General features: G+C 70.8%; 14 protein-coding genes and 2 pseudogenes. 7 read left to right on the top strand and 9 right to left on the bottom strand.

The window, feature by feature from the left end; translation table 11 throughout:
• Window positions 1-118 precede the first annotated feature (118 nt).
• Complete coding sequence (locus tag B9P64_RS17735) at window positions 119-1,132, top strand: diacylglycerol/lipid kinase family protein (protein ID WP_085317330.1); 1,014 nt, start codon at window positions 119-121, stop codon at window positions 1,130-1,132.
• A complete protein-coding gene (locus tag B9P64_RS17730) occupies window positions 1,129-1,944 on the top strand; it encodes a metallophosphoesterase family protein (protein WP_085317328.1) in 816 nt (271 codons plus the stop codon). Before B9P64_RS17735 ends, B9P64_RS17730 begins: the two co-directional genes overlap by 4 nt.
• A 13-nt stretch (window positions 1,945-1,957) precedes the next feature.
• Here B9P64_RS17730 and B9P64_RS17725 read toward each other — a convergent pair whose 3' ends face one another.
• Window positions 1,958-4,723 (bottom strand): PAS domain S-box protein, encoded by a 2,766-nt coding sequence (locus B9P64_RS17725; RefSeq protein WP_085317326.1) that lies wholly within the window; start codon window positions 4,721-4,723, stop codon window positions 1,958-1,960.
• A 36-nt stretch (window positions 4,724-4,759) separates the two neighbouring features.
• Complete coding sequence (locus B9P64_RS17720; protein WP_085317325.1) at window positions 4,760-4,969, bottom strand: DUF2788 domain-containing protein; 210 nt, start codon at window positions 4,967-4,969, stop codon at window positions 4,760-4,762.
• 80 nt (window positions 4,970-5,049) lie between these two features.
• On the opposite strand from B9P64_RS17720, the pseudogene B9P64_RS30645 reads away from it, so the two are divergent.
• Both B9P64_RS30645 and B9P64_RS28180 read left to right on the top strand, forming a co-directional pair.
• A pseudogene (locus B9P64_RS30645) lies at window positions 5,050-5,757 on the top strand (alpha/beta hydrolase family protein); the annotation flags it as partial.
• Window positions 5,758-5,797: 40 nt separating this feature from the next.
• Window positions 5,798-6,193: an alpha/beta fold hydrolase gene (locus B9P64_RS28180; protein WP_176256855.1), complete on the top strand. Its 396-nt coding sequence runs from the start codon at window positions 5,798-5,800 to the stop codon at window positions 6,191-6,193.
• Between the two features lie 284 nt (window positions 6,194-6,477).
• Here the strand turns inward: B9P64_RS28180 and B9P64_RS17710 are convergent, their stop codons facing one another.
• Both B9P64_RS17710 and B9P64_RS17705 read right to left on the bottom strand, forming a co-directional pair.
• Window positions 6,478-6,783, bottom strand: a complete 306-nt coding sequence (locus B9P64_RS17710) for a hypothetical protein (protein WP_028312090.1) — start codon at window positions 6,781-6,783, stop codon at window positions 6,478-6,480.
• 168 nt (window positions 6,784-6,951) lie between these two features.
• Entirely contained in the window at window positions 6,952-7,281 is a 330-nt protein-coding gene (locus B9P64_RS17705; RefSeq protein ID WP_034411879.1) for a hypothetical protein, read from the bottom strand.
• Between the two features lie 38 nt (window positions 7,282-7,319).
• Here B9P64_RS17705 and B9P64_RS17700 point away from each other — a divergent pair, with 38 nt between their 5' ends.
• The gene (locus tag B9P64_RS17700) at window positions 7,320-7,928 is read left to right on the top strand and encodes a hypothetical protein (RefSeq protein ID WP_034411878.1); all 609 of its coding nucleotides are present in this window, start codon (window positions 7,320-7,322) and stop codon (window positions 7,926-7,928) included.
• A 477-nt stretch (window positions 7,929-8,405) separates the two neighbouring features.
• On the opposite strand, the gene rtcA is transcribed toward B9P64_RS17700, so the two are convergent.
• From rtcA to B9P64_RS17685, 3 genes are all read right to left on the bottom strand, one after another.
• Window positions 8,406-9,440 (bottom strand): RNA 3'-terminal phosphate cyclase, encoded by a 1,035-nt coding sequence (rtcA, locus tag B9P64_RS17695; RefSeq protein WP_176256866.1) that lies wholly within the window; start codon window positions 9,438-9,440, stop codon window positions 8,406-8,408.
• Window positions 9,441-9,442: 2 nt separating this feature from the next.
• Window positions 9,443-10,666, bottom strand: coding sequence for an RtcB family protein (locus B9P64_RS17690; RefSeq protein WP_085317324.1), 1,224 nt, complete (start codon window positions 10,664-10,666; stop codon window positions 9,443-9,445).
• 258 nt (window positions 10,667-10,924) lie between these two features.
• The gene (locus B9P64_RS17685) at window positions 10,925-12,499 is read right to left on the bottom strand and encodes a vWA domain-containing protein (RefSeq protein ID WP_085317323.1); all 1,575 of its coding nucleotides are present in this window, start codon (window positions 12,497-12,499) and stop codon (window positions 10,925-10,927) included.
• Between the two features lie 205 nt (window positions 12,500-12,704).
• On the opposite strand from B9P64_RS17685, the gene rtcR reads away from it, so the two are divergent.
• Complete coding sequence (gene rtcR / locus B9P64_RS17680; protein WP_085317322.1) at window positions 12,705-14,414, top strand: RNA repair transcriptional activator RtcR; 1,710 nt, start codon at window positions 12,705-12,707, stop codon at window positions 14,412-14,414.
• A gap of 10 nt (window positions 14,415-14,424) precedes the next feature.
• Here rtcR and B9P64_RS17675 read toward each other — a convergent pair whose 3' ends face one another.
• Entirely contained in the window at window positions 14,425-16,128 is a 1,704-nt protein-coding gene (locus B9P64_RS17675; protein ID WP_085317321.1) for a hybrid sensor histidine kinase/response regulator, read from the bottom strand.
• Here B9P64_RS17675 and B9P64_RS17670 point away from each other — a divergent pair.
• The gene (locus B9P64_RS17670; protein WP_085317320.1) at window positions 16,123-16,320 is read left to right on the top strand and encodes a hypothetical protein; all 198 of its coding nucleotides are present in this window, start codon (window positions 16,123-16,125) and stop codon (window positions 16,318-16,320) included. The two genes, B9P64_RS17675 and B9P64_RS17670, sit on opposite strands and share 6 nt — an antisense overlap.
• A gap of 432 nt (window positions 16,321-16,752) precedes the next feature.
• Here B9P64_RS17670 and B9P64_RS17665 read toward each other — a convergent pair.
• Window positions 16,753-17,981: pseudogene (locus B9P64_RS17665) on the bottom strand (IS256 family transposase).
• Window positions 17,982-17,996: the final 15 nt, after the last annotated feature.

Below are 17,996 nucleotides of genomic sequence, written 5' to 3'. Positions count from 1 at the left end.
GCGATGGTGCTCGGCACGGCAGGCACGCGCCTGCGCCACCCAACCCTTCCGAGGAGAACCGCATGCCAGCCAAGCCCGCCGGCCGCTACCCCCGCCGACGCCACTGCGGCGCCCGGCCATGACCGGCCCCGCTCTGGCCGATTCGCCGCCGCTGCTGGTGGTGGCCAACGCCGGCTCGGGCCGGCACGACAGCGCCGAACTGGCCCAGGCGCTGACCGCGCGGCTCGGCGTGCCCGGCGCCGGCCGGCGCCATGAGCTGCTGCTGGCGCAGCGCGGCGCCGATCTGCCGGCGTTGGCCGTCGAAGCGCTGCGCCGCGCCCAGGCCCGGCGCGGCGTGGTGGTGGCCGCCGGCGGCGACGGCAGCATCAACGCGGTGGCGCAGGCGCTGCTGGGCGCCGACGTGGCGCTCGGCGTGCTGCCGCGCGGCACCTTCAACTACTTCGCGCGCAGCCAGGGCGTGCCGATCGATCTGGCCGAGGGCATCGAGCTGCTGGCCCAGGCCCGGCCGACGCTGCGCCGGGTGCAGGTCGGGCGGGTCAACGGCCGCGTCTTCCTGGTCAATGCCAGCCTCGGGCTTTATCCGCGCCTGCTGGAAGACCGCGAGGTCTGGAAGCAGCGCCTGGGCCGCAGCCGCGCGGTGGCGGCACTGGCGGCGCTGGTCACGCTGTGGCGCGAGCACCGGCCGTATGCGCTCGGCCTCGACCGCGCTGCGCCCGACGGTGCCGCCGACGCCGCGCTGCGGCTGCGCGCCTCGACCCTGATCGTCGGCAACAACCCGCTGCAACTGGCGCGGCTCGGCCTGCCCGAGGCGCAGGCGGTGGTCGACGGCGAGCTGGCGGCATTTGCGCTGCCGCCGCTCGGGCCGCTGGCGCTCGGCCGGCTGCTGCTGGCCGGCGCGCTCGGCCGGCTGGCCGATTCGGAGCAGCTCACGCGCTTTGCCTTCGGCCAGCTGACCGTGCATGCCGGCCAGCGCCGCGCACGCCACGGCGTGAAGCTGGCGCTCGACGGCGAACTGCTGCGGCTGGCGACGCCGCTGACCTTCGATCTGGCGCCGACGCCGCTGCATCTGGTGGTGCCGGCCGGGCTCGAAGACTGCCGCGATGCCGCGCTCGACTCCGAGGCCGCCGCATGAGCCGCCTGCTGTTCCTGTCCGACCCGCATTTCGGCACCGAGCGCGCGCCGGTGGTGGCGGCGCTGATCGCGCTGGCGCAGGCGCTGCGGCCCGATCTGCTGGTGCTGGCCGGCGACATCACCCAGCGCGCGCGGCGGCGCCAGTTCGCGGCGGCGCGCGATTTCGTCGATGCGCTCGGCGCGGCGGCGCGCGTGGTGCTGCCGGGCAATCACGATCTGCCGCTGTTCAACCTGTGGCGGCGCTGGCGCGCGCCCTATGCCAATCACTGCGCCGCCTTCGGCCCCGAGCTGGAGCCGGCGTTCGAGAGCGCCGAGCTGCTGGTGCTGGGCGTCAACACCACGCGACCAGCGCGACACAAGGACGGCGAAGTGTCGGCGGCGCAGATCGCGCGCGTGGCGGCGCGGCTGGCGCAGGCGCGACCGGGCCAGCTGCGCATCGTGGTCACGCATCAGCCGCTGCTCGCCATCGAGGAGAGCGACCGGGCCAATCTGCTGCACGGCCATCGCGCGGCGGCGCAGGCCTGGACCGAGGCCGGCGCCGATCTGCTGCTGGGCGGGCATGTGCATCTGCCCTATGTGCGGCCGCTGGCGCCGCCGGGCGCGGCACGCGCGGCCTGGGTGGTGCAGGCCGGCACGGCGGTCTCGGCGCGAGTCCGCGCGGGCGTGCCCAATTCGGTCTGGCTGCTGGGCTGGGCGCGCGACGGCGACGGGCCGGCGGCCTGCCGCGCCGACCGCTACGACTTCGATGCCGCGACCGGCCGCTTTGCGCGGGTGGAACGCCATGCGCTCGCGCTCGACCGGCGCCAGCCCTGAGCCGGCAACGGTCTCAGTCGGCGGCCGGCAGGCTCAGGATGAAGCGCGCGCCGCCTTCGGGCCGGTTGGCGGCGGTCAGGCTGCCGCCCATCGCCGTGGCGAGCGCGCGCGACAGGCTCAGGCCCAGCCCCACGCCGCTGTCGCTGGGCGCGCCGACGCCCCGGCCCACGAAGGGATCGAACACCCGTTCCAGCGCCTCGGGCGGAATGCCGGGGCCGCGATCGCTCACGCTCAGCTCGACCCGGTCGCCGACGCGCACGCAGTCGAGCTCGATGACGCTGCCGTGCGGGCCGAACTTGCCGGCGTTGTTGAGCAGGTTGAGCAGCACCTGCACCAGCCGGCGCTCGTCGCCGCGCAGCCGCAGCGCATCGGGGCAGGCCACCACCAGCCGGCCGACGCGCTGACCCAGCGTGGCCTCGGCCAGCGGGCGCAGCCGGTCGAGCAGCGGCGCCAGCGCCAGCTCGGCGATGTCGACGCTGAAATCCTCGCGCGCGGTGCGCGCCAGTTCGAGCAGCTCGTTGATGAGCTGGAGCTGGTGGTTGCCGGCCTCGACGATGTGGTCGAGATGGCGCCGCGCGCGCTCGGACAGCGCCGCGCCTTCCTGCACCGGGATGAGCTGGGCAAAGCCGAGCACGGCATTGAGCGGCGTGCGCAGCTCATGGCTCATGCGGGCCAGGAATTCGTTGCGGGTGCGCATCTCGCGCTGGGCCAGATCGCGCTCGTGGCGCAGCCGGGTGGTCAGCTCGCGCTGGGTCACGTCGCGCGAGAAGCCGACGATGCGGCGCGACTGGCCTTCGCCGTCGAGCTCGACATGGGCGCTGAACTCGATCTCGGCGCTGCCGCCGTCGGGCTGGCGCACGCGCAGCACCACCGGTTCGCGGCCGGGCCGGCGCTCGACCAGCAGCCGGCGCGCGCCGGCGACCGATTCCACATGGAAGCTGGCAAGCCAGCCGTCGAGATCGGGCGTGGGCGCGTCGGGCGCGAGGCCGTGCTGGGCCCGCACCCGGTCGTCCCATTCGACCCGGCCGCCCTGGCCGTCCACCGTCCACAGCCCGAGGCCGGCGGCGGCCGAGGCCAGCGCCAGCCGCGACGCCAGCCGCTCCAGCGCGCGCTGATGCTCGCGCTGCACCGTGACATCGGCGAACGACAGCACGAAGCCGCGCGCGCCCTCGGCATCGAGCGCCACCGGCGCGCCGTTCACATCGAGCCAGCGCAGCTCGCTGCCGCTGCGGCGCAGGCCGACCACGCGGTTGTGGAAGGCCGGGCGGGTCTCGAAATGCAGCAGCTCGGCCGGCGCGACCCGGTGCGGCTGGCCGTCGGCGCGCAGCAGTTCGGCGCGCGCCAGCAGGTCGCTCAGGCAGGCCGGCGGCAGATCGCTGGCAAAGCCCAGCAGCGCGGCGGCGCGCGGATTGGCCGAGACGATGCTGCCGTCGCCGCGCAGCAGCAGGATGCCCTCGTGCAGCGTGTCGACCACGCTGCGATGCACCGCCTCGCTGCGCATCAGCGCCGCCTCGGCGGCCTTGCGTGCGCTCACGTCGCGCGCCGTGACCTGCACCGCCCGCACGCCGCCGGCGGCATCGAAGACCAGCGTGGACAGCCCTTGCAGCCAGACCCAGCGGCCGTCGGCATGGCGGTAGCGGTACTCGACCGGCGGGCTCGGCTCGCGCCGCTCGATCATGGTGTCGACCGCCGCGCGCGCCCGCACCGCGTCGGCCGGATGCATGAACTGGTAGCGCGAGCGGCCCAGCAGCTCCTCGGCGCGATAGCCGAGCAGCGCCTCGCAGGTGTCGAGCATCACGGTGTAGCGGCCGTCGATGTCGTGCTGGCAGACCAGATCGCGCAGGCCGTCGTTGATGATGCCGAGCCGCGCCTCGCTGGCCGCCAGCTCGGCGGTGAGCGCGGTGAGCAGCAGCATGGCCGTGGCCAGCGTGGCGATGTAGGCCCACAGCGACAGCAGGCTCACATGGGTATCGGCGCCGGCAAACGGCCCCTGGCCGAGCGCCGTGCCGAGCGCCGCCAGCGCCGACAGCAGCAGCCCGCCGAGCGAGGCCAGCGCCACGCCCGAGCGCAGCGCGACCCAGATCAGCACCAGGAAGGGCACGAAGACCAGCGGCAGCGTCAGCCCTTGCAGCGCCGGCACCGCGCCGAAGAACAGCACCCAGCCCAGCCACAGCAGCAGCAGCAGGCCGGCGCCCCCCTCGGCCAGCGCGCGCAGGTCGCGGCGCCAGGGCGGCCGCGCCGTCGCCGCCAGCAGCGGCACGCCGCAGACCAGCGCGCCGACCGCGTCGCCGCACCACCAGTAGAACCAGGCGCGCGGCGCGGCGGCGCCATCGACCAGCCCGTGCAGCGCCAGCTGGGCCACGCCGTTGCTGGCGTTGACCATCATCGCCAGCAGCACGCCGAGGCCCAGATAGCGCAGCACATCGCTGCGCCGCTCGAAGGCCGGGTCGAATCCGCTGCGCCGCAACATCCACGCGCCCAGCACCGGACCGGCGGCATTTCCGCAGGCGATGCCGGCCGCCAGCCAGGGGCTGGCACTGATGCCCAGATTGACCGCCAGCGCGCCGAGCCAGACGGCCGGCCACATGCGCGGCCCCCACAGCAGCAGTCCCGCCAGCGCAATGCCGGTGGGCGGCCAGATGAGGGTGATGTGCGTCCCGACGTAAGGCACGGCCAGCCCGAGCCGGCCGGTGACGTAATAGGCGCAGGCAATCGCAAGCCATTGCGCGACAAGGCGGGCGGCACTCGGGCCGGCGGCGGGGGCAGGGGTGGCGATCACGCGGCGGGGAACGGAATTTCCTTTGGAATCAGGCGGTCAGATATGCATGACCCACTGCAGCACGTTCTTTGCGACGAAGCCGAGGATGCCGAAGGCCAGCACGATGAACAGCACGATGGTGCCGAACTTGCCTGCCTTCGACTCACGCGCGAGGTTCCAGATGATCGCGAGCATGAGAACGATGAAGCCGCCCACGCCCCAGGTCAGGCCGAAGCCGGCGATTTGTTCTTCGGTATAGCCGAACACGAGAACCTCCAGAAAAGCGCCGATGCTACGCCGCGCCCATGGCGCGAGCGTTTTCAACTCCTCCCAGCTGAAAGCCGCTCATGTCCTCGCCACACCGCCTTCGCCTGCTGTTCGGATGGTTTGTCGCACTTTTATTGTGCAGTGCCGCATCGGCGCAGGAACTGCCGCGCACCGGCGTGCCGCACGGCGAGCCGCCGCCGGCGCGCCGGCCGCAGACGCCCGAGCCGCCGTTCCCGTATCGCAGCGAGGATGTGGTGTTCGTCAATGCGCGCTCGCATCTGCAACTGGCCGGCACGCTCACCGTGCCGCAGGGCGCGGGGCCGCATCCGGCGGTGCTGCTCATCTCGGGCTCGGGGCCGCAGGACCGCGACGAGAGCTATTACGGCCACAAGCCCTTCCTGGTGCTGGCCGATCACCTGAGCCGGCTTGGCATCGCGGTGCTGCGGGTCGACGACCGGGGCGTGGGCGGCTCCCAGCCCGGTCTGCGCGAGGCCACCACCGCCGATCTGGCGCTCGACGTGGAAGCCGGCGTGGCCTGGCTGCGCACGCGGGCCGAGATCGACGGCGCGCGCATCGGCCTGATCGGCCACAGCGAGGGCGGACTGATCGCGCCGATGGTGGCGAGCCGCGATCCGGCCATCGCCTTCATCGTGCTGATGGCCGGCGTGGGCGTGCGCGGCGGCGAGGATGTGCTGGCCCAGGTGCGCGCCATCAACGAGGCCGCGGGCGCCACGCCGACCGAGGTTGAGCAGGCGCTGACCGTGGCGCGCGCGGTGCAGGACGCGGCGCGCGCGCCAGCCCGACCTGCGCCAGGCGCGCGCCGAGCTGATGCGCACGCTCGCTGCCGGCGGCATGCCGGCCGAACAGGCGCGGCGCGAGTCGTCGAGCATCTATTCGGCCTGGTTCCGCTACTTCCTGGCCTACGACCCGGCGCCGACGCTGGCGCGCGTGCGCTGCCCGGTGCTGGCGCTGGGCGGCAGCAAGGACCTGCAGGTGCCCAGTCCGCTCAACCTCGGCGCGATCCGCAGCGCGCTGGCATCGAACCGCGACACCACGATCGCCGAGCTGCCCGGCCTCAACCACCTGTTCCAGACCGCCGACAAGGGCCTGCCGTCGGAGTACGCCTTCATCGAGGAAACGCTCGCGCCCGAGATGCTCAATCTGGTCGGCCGCTGGGTGGGCGCGCGCGCGACCGCCGTGCGCGCGACGGCGGCGGTGCGCTAGGGCACGGCCACACGGCGCAAGCCCTGCCGGCGGCGCCCCTTGTTCGGTGAACGGCGCGACGCGCGCGGTCCGCCAGGGGCGGGAAAGGCTGGTCGGCACGCGGCCCGGATCAGGCCGGCCGCGCCGCGACCGCGCGAATCGGGTCCAATTGCGCGGGCAATGCGATTGCATTGCGGCAATTCACGCAATTCGGTTCGGACGGAAATGAAAGCCGATTGCCCGGCAGCCAGAGCCATTCAGGCTCGATTCCGCGCCAGCAAATCCGATACGGCCGCGCGCGTGAATCAGGCGTAAAGCGTCTGACCCGCGACGAGATTCGGCCAGTTCTCGCGCAATTTCTTGGCGATGGTGGCGACGAGTTTCTTGTCGGACGCCGCGCCGGGGCCGACCCAATCAGTCCCCTGCGACCACATCTCGAAGAAGCAATGCATCGTCGCGTCATATTCGGTGCCGGTCGGCACGGTCATGTCGTGCAATGACACGATTGCGTCCTTGCCGACTTCGAGCCGCCAGTCACGATCGTCTTCCACCGAGCCGAGCAATGCCGCCACATCGGCATCGCCCCATTCCTTAGAAATGTCGAAAGCCATGGTCTTCTCCACGGGATGAAACCCGACAAACGCGACAGGGAATTGCGCGCGGTATGGCTTTCAGCAATTTCGGGGCCGGGCGACGCGGATCGCCGGCGCCGTGGCTCAGGGCGTGGCCGGCAAGGCGGGCGAGGGCGTTCCGCCCGTCATGGCGCGGTCGCAGCCCCGTCACCAGGGCGCGTGCCCCATCGTCTTGCGCAGATGAACGTAGTCGTAGAAATCGCTGAGCATGAAATGCCGCATCTGCGGTTCGCGCATGTGGCGCTGGACTTCGTCGTCGCCATTGAGCCAGCGTTGCGCCGTGATGCGGAATTCCTGCGGCATGCTCAGATTGAAAGGCGAAGGCTCGATCAGCAATCGCACGATCTGCTCGAACAGCAATCGGTAAGTCTGGTCTTCGGCTTCGAGATATACCGGCCCGAAATCCTTGCCATATCGGCCGAAGAGTTCGAGGTAATCATCGGCGTCGGGTTTGCCTGCGGCGGGCGATGTGCTCATGATGATCGCTCCCAATTGTTGAAAGTGCAGGCGACATCATGCCAAGCCTCGAAGAAGCGCGCGCCCTGCTGGCGGCAAATCCTTTCCCGCCCAATCCGTGGATCGAGATCACGGATGACGCAATTCTCATCAAATGTGGATTCACCGACACGCTCGAACGCATCCTGCGCTGGGTGCCGAAGGCGCGCTGGGTTTCGGAAAAGCGGCATTGGACGGTGCCGCTCACCGCCGCCGAAATGATCCGCTCGGTATTGCCCGAGGTTTCCCGTCTGGCCGAGGCCACGCTCGAAGAAGACGCCGCCCTGCGTCGCGCCCGCGCGCGCAGCCTGGTCGAGCCGCAGGCGCCCGTGACGCCACCCGCGCCGCGCGTCGCACCGGCCGAGCTGCCCACGGCGCGCGACCTGTTCCGCGATTCGGCGCGGCTGCTGTTCGGCACCGACTGGCAGCGCGACACCGCGCGCGCCCTCGGCCGCGACGAGCCGGCGCTGGCCTGCTGGCTCGTGGGCGAGCAGGTGGTCGAGGCCGACGAGTCGGCGCTGCTCGGCGAAATGCTCGACCTCATGCGCCGCCGCGCCGTCGAGATCACCGCCGCCGCCGATCGTTTCGAGCGGGTGAAGGCCGCGCTCGCGAAGCCGGCCGAAGGCTGAAAACCCGGCCGCACCCGACCGATCACGTACCTCGCGCCAGCCGGCTGTTCATCGCTTCCGGCGCGCGCCCCAAGGCCGTCAAACCTATCCACATCCTGTGGAAAAGTTTCTGGCGGAAATCCATCCACAGGATTTGTCGCCGGAACTCGCGGCGATGAACGGTCACGCCATCGCCTTGCAAGCCTTTTCACCGCGCGTCCGCTCTGGGGAAAACTTTGTGAATAGCGCGCGCCAGCGCCTGTGGACAAGCTTCTGGACAACCGCCGGATATCCAGTGGCATATCCAGTAGTCCAGCCTTGAGGAAAAGCGGTGTCCAGCCTCGTGGAAGACCGGTGGATACCCTCGTGGAAAACCACAGTCGAAGCCGGTGGATTGCCAAGGGGAAAAGCCGGTGCGCGGGCGGTGGACAACTCCCCGCCCGCCACGGCCGCCTACCGGCCCGCAGACGGCCTTGCGCGCCCTTTCCGAGCGCAGGATCAGCCCGGCAGCAGGCTCACGAGTTGCGCCGCGCCCTGAGCCTCGATGCGGCAATCGATCGGCAGGAAGCGCTCGATCACCGCGAAATTGCTGCGCGCATGCGGCGTGACCTCGCTGCAGGTAAAGCTGGCCGCGCGCCCGCTCGCCACCACGGCCAGCGCCAGCGGCAGCGCGATCTGGTCGGCGAGCTGCGGCCCGAGCGCCGCGCCGCTCGCAAGCCACGCCCGCGCCTGCGCCACCACTTCCCCGGCCACGCGCTCGGCCGACACGGCCTTCTCGCCAAAGCCGGTGAACAGCTCGGTGACGTGCTCGCACGCGAAGGTGGCCAGCACCGCATTGCCCGGCCCCTCGTTCGCCCGCAGCGACGGAATCTGCAACTGCGCCTCGCTCCAGCCGAAGGCGCGCGCCAGCGCATCCAGCTCGCGCCGCGCGACCTGACGCGGCACGGCCGCCACCAGCGCCTCGCCGAAGGCTTCGCGCAGCGCGCCGCGCTCGGTCAGGTCGAAGGGCAGCAGCGCCGCCGGCGGCCAGACCGCCACCTCGATCTCGCCACCGCCGGCCGGAAAGAAGCCATGCCGATGAATCTTCAGCTCGATGCCGGCACCGAGCCGCCGCAGCAGCGGCGCAAACGCCCGCTCGACGAAGTGATAGGGCGGCGCCATCGGGTTGTGCGTGCCGCCCGACAGCAGCAGCCGGCTCGGCTCAGTCGCCAGCAGCAGCGGCGGCAGCAGCGTCTGCAACAGCAGCAGGCAGCTGCCCGCCGTGCCGATGGCAAACCGGTACTCGCCACCACGCACCGCGCCCGGCGCAAAGCTCACCGCGCAGGAACCGGCCTGCGCGCCTTCCACCGTCGCGTCGCAGATGGCCTGGGCCGCCTGCACGCAGGCCAGATGCTGGCGCATCAGCCCCGGCCGCGAGCGCCGCGCGCGGATCGCCGTGACGCGCACCGGCTGCCCGGTGCACATCGCCAGCGACAGCGCGCTGCGCAGGATCTGGCCGCCGCCTTCGCCGGCCGATCCGTCGATCTCGATCATGGCTATCCCTTCACGCAAACCACCTGGCGCAGCGTGTGCACCACGTCGACCAGATCGGTCTGGGCCGCCATCACCGCGTCGATGTCCTTGTAGGCCATCGGGATCTCGTCGATCACGTCGGCGTCCTTGCGGCACTCCACGCCCTCGGTCGCGGCACGGTGATCGGCCAGCGTGAAGCGGCGCTTGGCCTCGCCCCGGCTCATCGCGCGGCCGGCGCCATGCGAGCAGCTCGCAAAGCTCTGCGGATTGCCCTTGCCGCGCACGATGAAGCTGCGCGCGCCCATGCTGCCCGGAATGATCCCCAGCTCGCCTTCCTGCGCGCTCACCGCGCCCTTGCGCGTCACGTACAGGTCCTGGCCAAAGTGGCGCTCGCGCTGCACATAGTTGTGATGGCAGTTCACCGCCTCGATGTGGCTCTGGAAGTTCTTGCACAGCACCGTCTTGGCCGCCTCGATCACGCGCCGCATCATCACCTCGCGGTTCACGCGCGCAAATTTCTGCGCCCAGCCCACGGCGCGCACGTAGTCGCCGAAGTACTGCGCGCCTTCCTCGAAATAGGCCAGATCGCGGTCGGGCAGATGCACGTCGTTGCGCTGCGCATCCTTCTTCGCCAGCTCGATGAACATGGTGCCGATGGCATTGCCCACGCCGCGCGAACCCGAATGCAGCATGAACCACACCGCGCCCGCTTCATCCAGGCAGACCTCGATGAAATGGTTGCCGGTGCCGAGCGTGCCGAGCTGCTTGTGGTTGTTGGTGTTCTTCAGCCGCGGATGGTCGCGGCACAGCTCGGTGAACTCGGGCTCAAGCGTGGCCCAGGCGGTATCGACCGCGCCCGGCGTCTTGCTCCAGGCGCCCACGTCGCGCGCACCGGGCGTGCGGCCATGCGGCACCGCGCGCTCGATGGCCGCGCGCAGCGGCGCGAGATTGTCGGGCAGGTCCTCGGCGCGCAGCGTGGTCTTGCAGGCCATCATCCCGCAGCCGATGTCGACGCCCACGGCGGCCGGAATGATGGCCTTGAGCGTGGGAATCACCGACCCGACCGTGGCGCCGATCCCCAGGTGCACGTCGGGCATCGCCGCGATGTGCGGCCACACCACCGGCAGCCGCGCGGCATTGGTCAACTGCTTGCGCGCCTCGGCTTCCACCGGCACGCCGCGCGTCCACATGCGCAGCGGCACGCCACCGTGCACGTCTTCTTCTTCAAAGTTGTATTGCGTATCCATCTTCTTGCTTTCTGCGGCGTGACCGCCGTCTTGTTCCTGCCGAAAAATCCTCACGGAAGAAGGCGACAAGGGTCGGTGAAACGTTCGTGTTCTACCAGCTGAACTACGGTCCCACAGTGACGGGACCGACGGGACTCGAACCCGCGACCACGAGCGTAGGAGGCTGTAGTTCCACCAGCATTCGCCCTCGACCGATCGGAAACCGGTTAGCTGTATTTCATGTGCATCTTCATCGGTGCTGCCTTCCTTGAGTTGATTTCACTGCGCATCGAGCGCCACCTCCTCGATCGTGCCGACCCAGTGCTCCGGGCCGAGCCGGCCTTCGGCAAAAGCGGCGATCAGGTCGAACACCGCATCCGAGAAGCCGCCCACGTTCAGCACGTCGGCGCGCTCCAGCGCCTGCGTGGTCGCGCCGGGCTGGAGATCGATGCAGACCAGCCGGGCCTGCGGACAGCGCCGCTTGAGCGCATTCCACTGCGCCATCGTTTCGGTGGCGCCGCGCCGGGTCGCATCGACCCAGGATTCGTTGTCGGACACGATGACCACCAGCTCGGCCTTGGCGTGCTGCGCGTTCAGCAGCTCGATCGGCGCGCTGACGCAGGTGCCGCCGCCACCGATGGCCGCCAGCCGCGCCGCGTTCTCCAGCACCGGCGCCGAGGCGTCGAGTGCGATGCCCACGACCTTCTGCTCGAAGGGCAGCACGCGCGCCTTGCGGTTGCGCCGCAGCAGCGCGGCCGCCACCAGCGCCGCCACGTCGATGCAGCGCATGGTCGAGGTGGCCGAACCGCGCCATCCGCTCACCGGCGAGGCCATCGAGCCCGACACGTCGGGGCAGACCACCACCCGCCCGTGGATGCGCGGCACGTTGCCGAGCGCGACTTCCATCGCGTCGTGCAGCGCGGCGCGCACCGGCTCGGGCAGGTTGGCGCCGGTCGCCAGATAGGTCGCCATCAGCTGATAGGGCAGCACGCCGGCGCGCCGGATCGCCTCGGCATCGCGCAGCCGCGCGGCCACCGCGTCGGCCATGCCGTCGAGCGCGAAGACACCCTGCCGCGCCAGCGTGTTGAGGCCCTGGCGCAACGTCTGCCACGAGGCGCGGCGCGCGATGGCGGCCCGCTGCGCCGTCGTGAGCGGCAGCGCGTCGAGCAGCTGGAACGGCAGCTCGGGCGGCTCGGCGTCGCTACCCTCGGCCAGCGCCTGCTTGAAGCGCTCGAAGGCGAGCGTCGCCGGCGGCAGCGCGGCAGCGTCGTGCGGCTTGCCGATGAGCCAGGCAAACCAGGCGGCGCGCCAGGCCTCGGCGGGCTTGGGGTGAACCATCTTCACCACGTCGGCCAGCGACGGCGCATTGCCCACGGCCGCATGCAGCAGCCGCGTCTCGTTCGCTTCGAGCAGCCAGCGCTGCACCAGCTTCTTGGGCCGGCTGCCGAGCGACTTCCGGCCCACGGCGCCGCTGCGCAAAATCTGCACGAAGTTGCGCAGCTGCTTGCCGTTGTCGATCACGCGGTCGAACACGCGCGCCAGCAGCTGCACATCGCGCACCGCGAGCACGGCGGCCAGCAGCGCCGGCAGGTCCTTCATGCGGCCCGAGCGGCGCGCGTAGAGCGCGGTGCGGGCGATGAATTCGGCGTCCACCTCGGCGGCCAGCGCCAGCACGGTGTCGAGCTGGGTGTCGGCGTCGGCATGCCAGGTGGCGCCGAGGCAGCCGGTGACCGCGAGCTGGGCCAGCCGGTGGCGCGCGCCGTAGGCATAGGCCGGCGATCCCATCGCATTGCGCGCATCGGCGGCCGGCGCGAGAGCGCCGGGGCGGGTGCGGAACAGGGCGGTGTCGATCATGGCGGCCTCCGGGCTGCGGGTTGTTGCTGCGGATGGCCTGTCTTTGCAACCGGCGTGCCGGACCGAGGCCGCACTTGCCAGCCAATGCGCAAGTCATTGAATCGACAATGAAATATCCGCTAAAGCGCCAACATGCGCCGCACCGGCCGCCATCAGTTTTCCGGCCACACTAGAATTCTCGCTAGTCGATCTATCCGGAAAGCGCATGGCCGCCAAACCCAACGTCGTGATCGGCTTCCTCGGCACCCAGCTCGACGCGGGCGGCAATCCGGGCCGCTGGGAGAAATGGCGGCCGACCGTGTCGCTGGCCCAGCACGAGGATCAGGTGCTCGACCGGCTGGAGCTGCTGCATTCGCGCAGCGCCATCGCGCTGGCCCGGCGCGTCGCGGCCGACATCGCCGCCATCTCGCCCGAGACCACCGTCAACCTGCACGAGCTGGAGCTGGCCGATCCGTGGGACTTCGGCGAGGTCTATGCGGCGCTCTACGACTGGGTGCGCGCCTACCCCTTCGACCCCGAGCGCGAGGACTACCGCGCCCACATCACCACCGGCACCCACGTCGTGCAGATTTGCCTGTTCCTGCTGGTGGAGGCGCGCTTCTTCCCCGGCGTGCTGCTGCAGAGCGCGCCGCCGCGCCGGCAACGCGCGGGCGCCGCCGGCACGCTCACGCTGATCGACCTCGACCTGTCGCGCTACGACCGCATCGCGGCGCGCTTCCACCGGGAGCAGCGCGATGCGGTGGCCTTCCTCAAGAGCGGCATCGCCACGCGCAATGCGCGCTTCAACGCGCTCATCGAGGAGATCGAGCGGGTCGCGGTGCGCTCGCGCGCGCCGGTGCTGCTGGTCGGGCCGACCGGCGCCGGCAAGTCGCATCTGGCGCGCCGCATGTTCGAGCTGAAGAAGGCGCGCCATCAGCTGGAGGGCGGCTTCGTCGAGGTGAACTGCGCCACGCTGCGCGGCGACGGCGCGGCGTCGGCGCTGTTCGGCCATCGCAAGGGCGCGTTCACCGGCGCCGCGAGCGACCGCGCCGGGCTGCTGCGCACCGCGCATCGCGGGCTGCTGTTCCTCGACGAGATCGGCGAACTCGGCCGCGACGAGCAGGCGATGCTGCTCAAGGCGATCGAGGAGAAGCGCTTCTTCCCGGTCGGCGCCGATGCCGAGGTGTCGAGCGACTTCCAGCTGGTGGCCGGCACCAACCGCGACCTGCGCGCCGAGGTGGCGGCCGGGCGCTTTCGCGACGACCTGTTCGCGCGCATCAACCTGTGGACCTACGCGCTGCCCGGCCTGGCCGAGCGGCCGGAGGACATCGAGCCCAATGTCGAGCATCTGCTCGCGCTGGCAGCGCAGGAAAACGGCCGCGCGGTGCGCTTCAACGTCGAGGCGCGGGCGCGCTATCTGCGCTTCGCGCAATCGGCCGAGGCGAGCTGGCGCGGCAACTTCCGCGACCTGGGCGCGAGCGTGACGCGGCTGGCCACGCTGGCCGACGGCGGGCGCATCTCCGAGGCGCTGGTGGCGGCGGAGATTGCCCGGCTGCGCTGGCTGTGGGGCGCGAGCCCGCCCGCAAACGGCTCCACGGCCCCGCCAGACGCCGCCGCGCCCCTCCGCGCGGCCCTGACCGCCCCAGGCGCGCCCGAGCCCGCCAGCGCCCCGCCAGACGCCGCCATCCACGCCCACGCGGCCACGGTCGACCTCGCCACGCTGCTCGGCGACGCCGCCTTCGCCGAACTCGACCTGTTCGACCGCGCGCAACTGGCCGCCGTGGTGGCCGTCTGCCGCGACGCCCGCACGCTGTCCGACGCCGGGCGCCGCCTGTTCGGCGCCAGCCGCGCGCGCCGCAGCGTCGTCAACGACGCCGACCGGCTGCGCAAATACCTCGCGCGCTTCGACCTCGACTGGGAGCGGCTGGCCGGCTGACGCCGCGCGCTCAGCCCAGCCCCAGCATCTGCGCCACCCGCCGCGCCAGCGCATCCGGCTCGAAGGGCTTGCGCAGCAGCTCCACCGCCGTGATCGGCTCGTTGCCCGCATGGCCGGTGATGAGCACCACCGGCAGCCCCGGCCGCAGCTCGCGCACCGCCGTCACCAGCTGGCGGCCGTCCATGCCGCCGGGCAGGCCCACGTCGCTCACCATCAGGTCGATGCGCGCGCCGGTCTGCACCAGCCGCAGCGCCGCCGCCGCGCCGCTCGCCTCCAGCACGCGATGGCCCAGCTCGCGCAGATGCTCGGCGGTCAGTTCGCGCACATCGGGCTCGTCTTCCACCAGCAGCAGCGTGCGGCCGGTCTCGGGCTGGCTGCCGCCGCCGAGGTTCTGGTTGAAGCCGTGAAAGGGCAGCAGCAGCCGCACCGTCGTGCCCTGGCCCGGCTCGGTCGAAATGCGCACCGACCCGCCCGACTGCTTGACGAAGCCATAGATCTGGCTCAGCCCCAGCCCCAGCCCCGTGCCGCGCCCGAGCGGCTTGGTCGTGAAGAAGGGCTCGAACACCTGCGCCAGCACCTCGGGCGTCATGCCCGCGCCGGTATCCGACACGGCAATCGACGCATAACGGCCCGGCTCCAGATCGTCGGCGCGCTCCACGTCGCCGCCGCCCAGCACCAGCTCGGCCGTGCTCACCGTGAGCCAGCCGCCGTCGGGCATGGCATCGCGCGCGTTCACGCACAGGTTGAGCAGCGCGCTTTCGAGCTGGTTGCGGTCGCACATCACCAGCCAGGCGCCGTCGGCGAGCTTGAGTTCCACCTGCACCGCCGGGCCGACGGTGCGCCGGATCATGTCCTCCATGTCGCGCGCCACGGTGTCGAAGCTGACCGGCTCGGGCTTGAGCGCCTGCTGGCGCGCAAAGGCCAGCAGCCGGTAGGTGAGGGCGGCGGCGCGCTGCGCGGCCTTCTCGGCGCGGTCGAGATAGCCCGGCAGATCGGCCGGGCGCCCCTGGCCGAGCCGCAGCCGCGCCATCGCCAGCGAGCTGGTGATGCCTTGCAGCATGTTGTTGAAGTCGTGCGCGATGCCGCCGGTGAGCTGGCCGATCGCGCGCAGCTTGTCGCCCTGGCGCAGCTTGGCCTCGGCGCGCTCGCGCTCGGCCGCCTGCTCGCGCAGCGTGTCGAGCGCCTGGCTCAGATCGGCGGTGCGCTCGGCCACCAGCGCCTCCAGCTGCTCGCTGCCGCGCATCAGCACCTCGCGCGCGCGGATCTGGTCGTCAATGCCGGTCGAGCTGCCGAGCCACTCGATCACGCGCCCGCGCGCATCGCGCAGCGCCTTGGCGCGGCTCTGGAACCAGCGCCAGCCACCGTTGGCCGGATGCCGCAGCCGGAAGTCGGTCTCGTAGCCATCGCGCGCGGCCGCCATGCGCCAGGCGGCGAGAGCGTTGTCGCGGTCGTCGGGATGGACCGCGTCGAGCCAGCCGAGGCCGAGCGCGTCGTCCGCCGACTGGCCGGTGAAGCTCGTCCATTGCGGGCTCGACCAGGTCCATTCGCCCTCGCCGACCGCGCGCCACACCAGCTGCGGAATGCCCTCGATGAGCGTGCGCAGCCGCGCTTCCGACGCCCGCAGCGCGTCCTCGGCCTCGCGCTGGCGCTTGATGTCGTTGAAGAACACCGCCACGCGATGCTCGCCCGGCGCGCCGACCGGAATCGCATGCACCTCGTACCAGCGGCCGAGCGCGGCGACCTCGTGCTCGAAGCGCGCCGCCTGGCCGCTGCGCGCGACGCGGCCGTAGATCTCGAACCAGAACGGCTCAAGCGTCGGCGCCAGCTCGCGGATACAGCGGCCGACCGGATCGTCGAGGCCGGTCTGGGCGCGGAACGCGGGGTTGATGTCGAGAAAGAGCGGTAATCGACCGGCCGGTCGGCGGCGTCGAACAGGACTTCGATGATGCAGAAGCCTTGGTCGAGGGCGTCGAGGAGGTCGGGGCGGGGGGAAGGCGGTGTGGCTGGCCCGGCCACGGAACGGTCCGCCGGCGCGCCGTTCCGGTGATCGGGGGACGAGCCGCGTTGCGGAAGGGCGGCAGGAGTCACGGCGGGTTCGGGGCGGGGTTGGCGATGGAGGGGACGGTAGCGCCAGGGAGGGGGTGACGGAGTCGGAAACAAATGGAGGCGCTGCATGGCGATGTGGGTCGCGGCGTGGCAGTCCTCTGGAAAAGCCAATACGAAGAATTTTTCATTGGGCGGGTCATCAATTTCGTGTTCACAGCGATGAGCAATCAATTCCATCGACGTTCCAGCGCAAGCCTCACATCCCCCGCCCCGGCTGCATGAACCGCTCCGCCTAAAGAATCGCGAACTGATTCATCGCCGCCTTCCAGTCATGCGCGGCGCGCGACCGATCCGCCGTGATATTGCGTAGCGCCAGCCACAGCAGCTTGCTGGCCGCGTCGTCGCTCGGGAAGTGGCCGCGCGTCTTGATGATCTTGCGCAGCTGCGCGTTCACGCTCTCCAGCGCATTGGTCGTGTAGACGATCTTGCGAATCTCGGGCGGGAAGGCGAAGAACGGAATCACCCGATCCCAGGCGCGGCGCCAGGCCGCGACGACCGTCGGGAATTTGATGCCCCACGGTCCGGCCTCGAACGCCAGCAATTCCGCCTCGGCCGCCTCCGCACTCGGTGCGCTGTAGATCGGCCGGATCGCCGCCGCCAGCGCCTTGCGCTCCTTCTAATTCGCGTAATCGAGGCTGTTGCGAATCAGATGGACGATGCAGGTCTGCAAGGTCGTCGCCGGGAACACGGCGCTGAGCGCATCGCCTATGCCTTTCAGCCCGTCGGTTACGGCAATCAGGATGTCGTGCACGCCACGCGTCTTCAAATCGTCGAAGACCTTCATCCAGAACTTCGCGCCCTCGGTGCTTTCGATCCACAGCCCGAGAATGTCGCGCGTGCCGTCGGACCGGATGCCGAGCGCGAGGTAAATCACCTTGTTGCGCACGACGGCGTCTTCGCGAATCTTCACGCGCAGGGCGTCGAAGAAAACGACGGGAACCATCGGTTCCAGCGGGCGCGCCTGCCAGGCGGTGACTTCGGCCATGACGGCATCGGTCACCGAGCTGATGAATTCCGGCGAAACCTCGGTGCCGTATTGCTCGGCGTGAAAGCCCTGAATCTCGCGCATCGTCATGCCGCGCGCATACATGGCAATGATCTTGTCGTCGAAGCCGGTGAAGCGGCGTTCGTGCTTCGGGATCAGGATCGGCTCGAAGCTGCCGTCGCGGTCGCGCGGGACTTCAATGCGAACCGGGCCGTCCTGGGTGAGGACGGTCTTGGCGCTTTTGCCGTTGCGCTGATTGGGCTTGTCGGCCGGCTTGGCGGCGCCCGGGGAATAGCCGAGGTGGTGACTCAATTCGGCGCCGAGCGCGCGTTCGATCAATGCCTTCTTGAAGGCCATCGAGGCAGCGTTGATGGCTTTACGCTCATCGAGCCGTTCGCGAATTGATCAAGCAGTTCGGGCGGGATTGAGGGCAGCGCCGGGGCGGCGGCTTTGGGAGTTCTGGGTTTGCGGGGCATGGCGGCTCCTTCAGG

It is taken from the genome of Derxia lacustris, from assembly GCF_002105195.1.
Taxonomy (GTDB): domain Bacteria; phylum Pseudomonadota; class Gammaproteobacteria; order Burkholderiales; family Burkholderiaceae_E; genus Derxia; species Derxia lacustris.
The sequence above is the reverse complement of the archived record's forward strand: the minus strand, read 5'-3'. Positions and strand labels throughout refer to the sequence as shown.

Coding starts and splice junctions, on each gene's coding strand:
- B9P64_RS17735 (WP_085317330.1), top strand. CDS start 119: ATGACCGGCCCCGCTCTGGCCGATTCGCCGCCGCTGCTGGTGGTGGCC.
- B9P64_RS17690 (WP_085317324.1), bottom strand. CDS start 10,666: ATGGATACGCAATACAACTTTGAAGAAGAAGACGTGCACGGTGGCGTG.
- B9P64_RS17730 (WP_085317328.1), top strand. CDS start 1,129: ATGAGCCGCCTGCTGTTCCTGTCCGACCCGCATTTCGGCACCGAGCGC.
- B9P64_RS17670 (WP_085317320.1), top strand. CDS start 16,123: ATGCACCTCGTACCAGCGGCCGAGCGCGGCGACCTCGTGCTCGAAGCG.
- B9P64_RS17710 (WP_028312090.1), bottom strand. CDS start 6,783: ATGGCTTTCGACATTTCTAAGGAATGGGGCGATGCCGATGTGGCGGCA.
- rtcR (WP_085317322.1), top strand. CDS start 12,705: ATGGCCGCCAAACCCAACGTCGTGATCGGCTTCCTCGGCACCCAGCTC.
- B9P64_RS28180 (WP_176256855.1), top strand. CDS start 5,798: ATGCGCACGCTCGCTGCCGGCGGCATGCCGGCCGAACAGGCGCGGCGC.
- B9P64_RS17685 (WP_085317323.1), bottom strand. CDS start 12,499: ATGATCGACACCGCCCTGTTCCGCACCCGCCCCGGCGCTCTCGCGCCG.
- B9P64_RS17700 (WP_034411878.1), top strand. CDS start 7,320: ATGCCAAGCCTCGAAGAAGCGCGCGCCCTGCTGGCGGCAAATCCTTTC.
- rtcA (WP_176256866.1), bottom strand. CDS start 9,440: ATGATCGAGATCGACGGATCGGCCGGCGAAGGCGGCGGCCAGATCCTG.
- B9P64_RS17705 (WP_034411879.1), bottom strand. CDS start 7,281: ATGAGCACATCGCCCGCCGCAGGCAAACCCGACGCCGATGATTACCTC.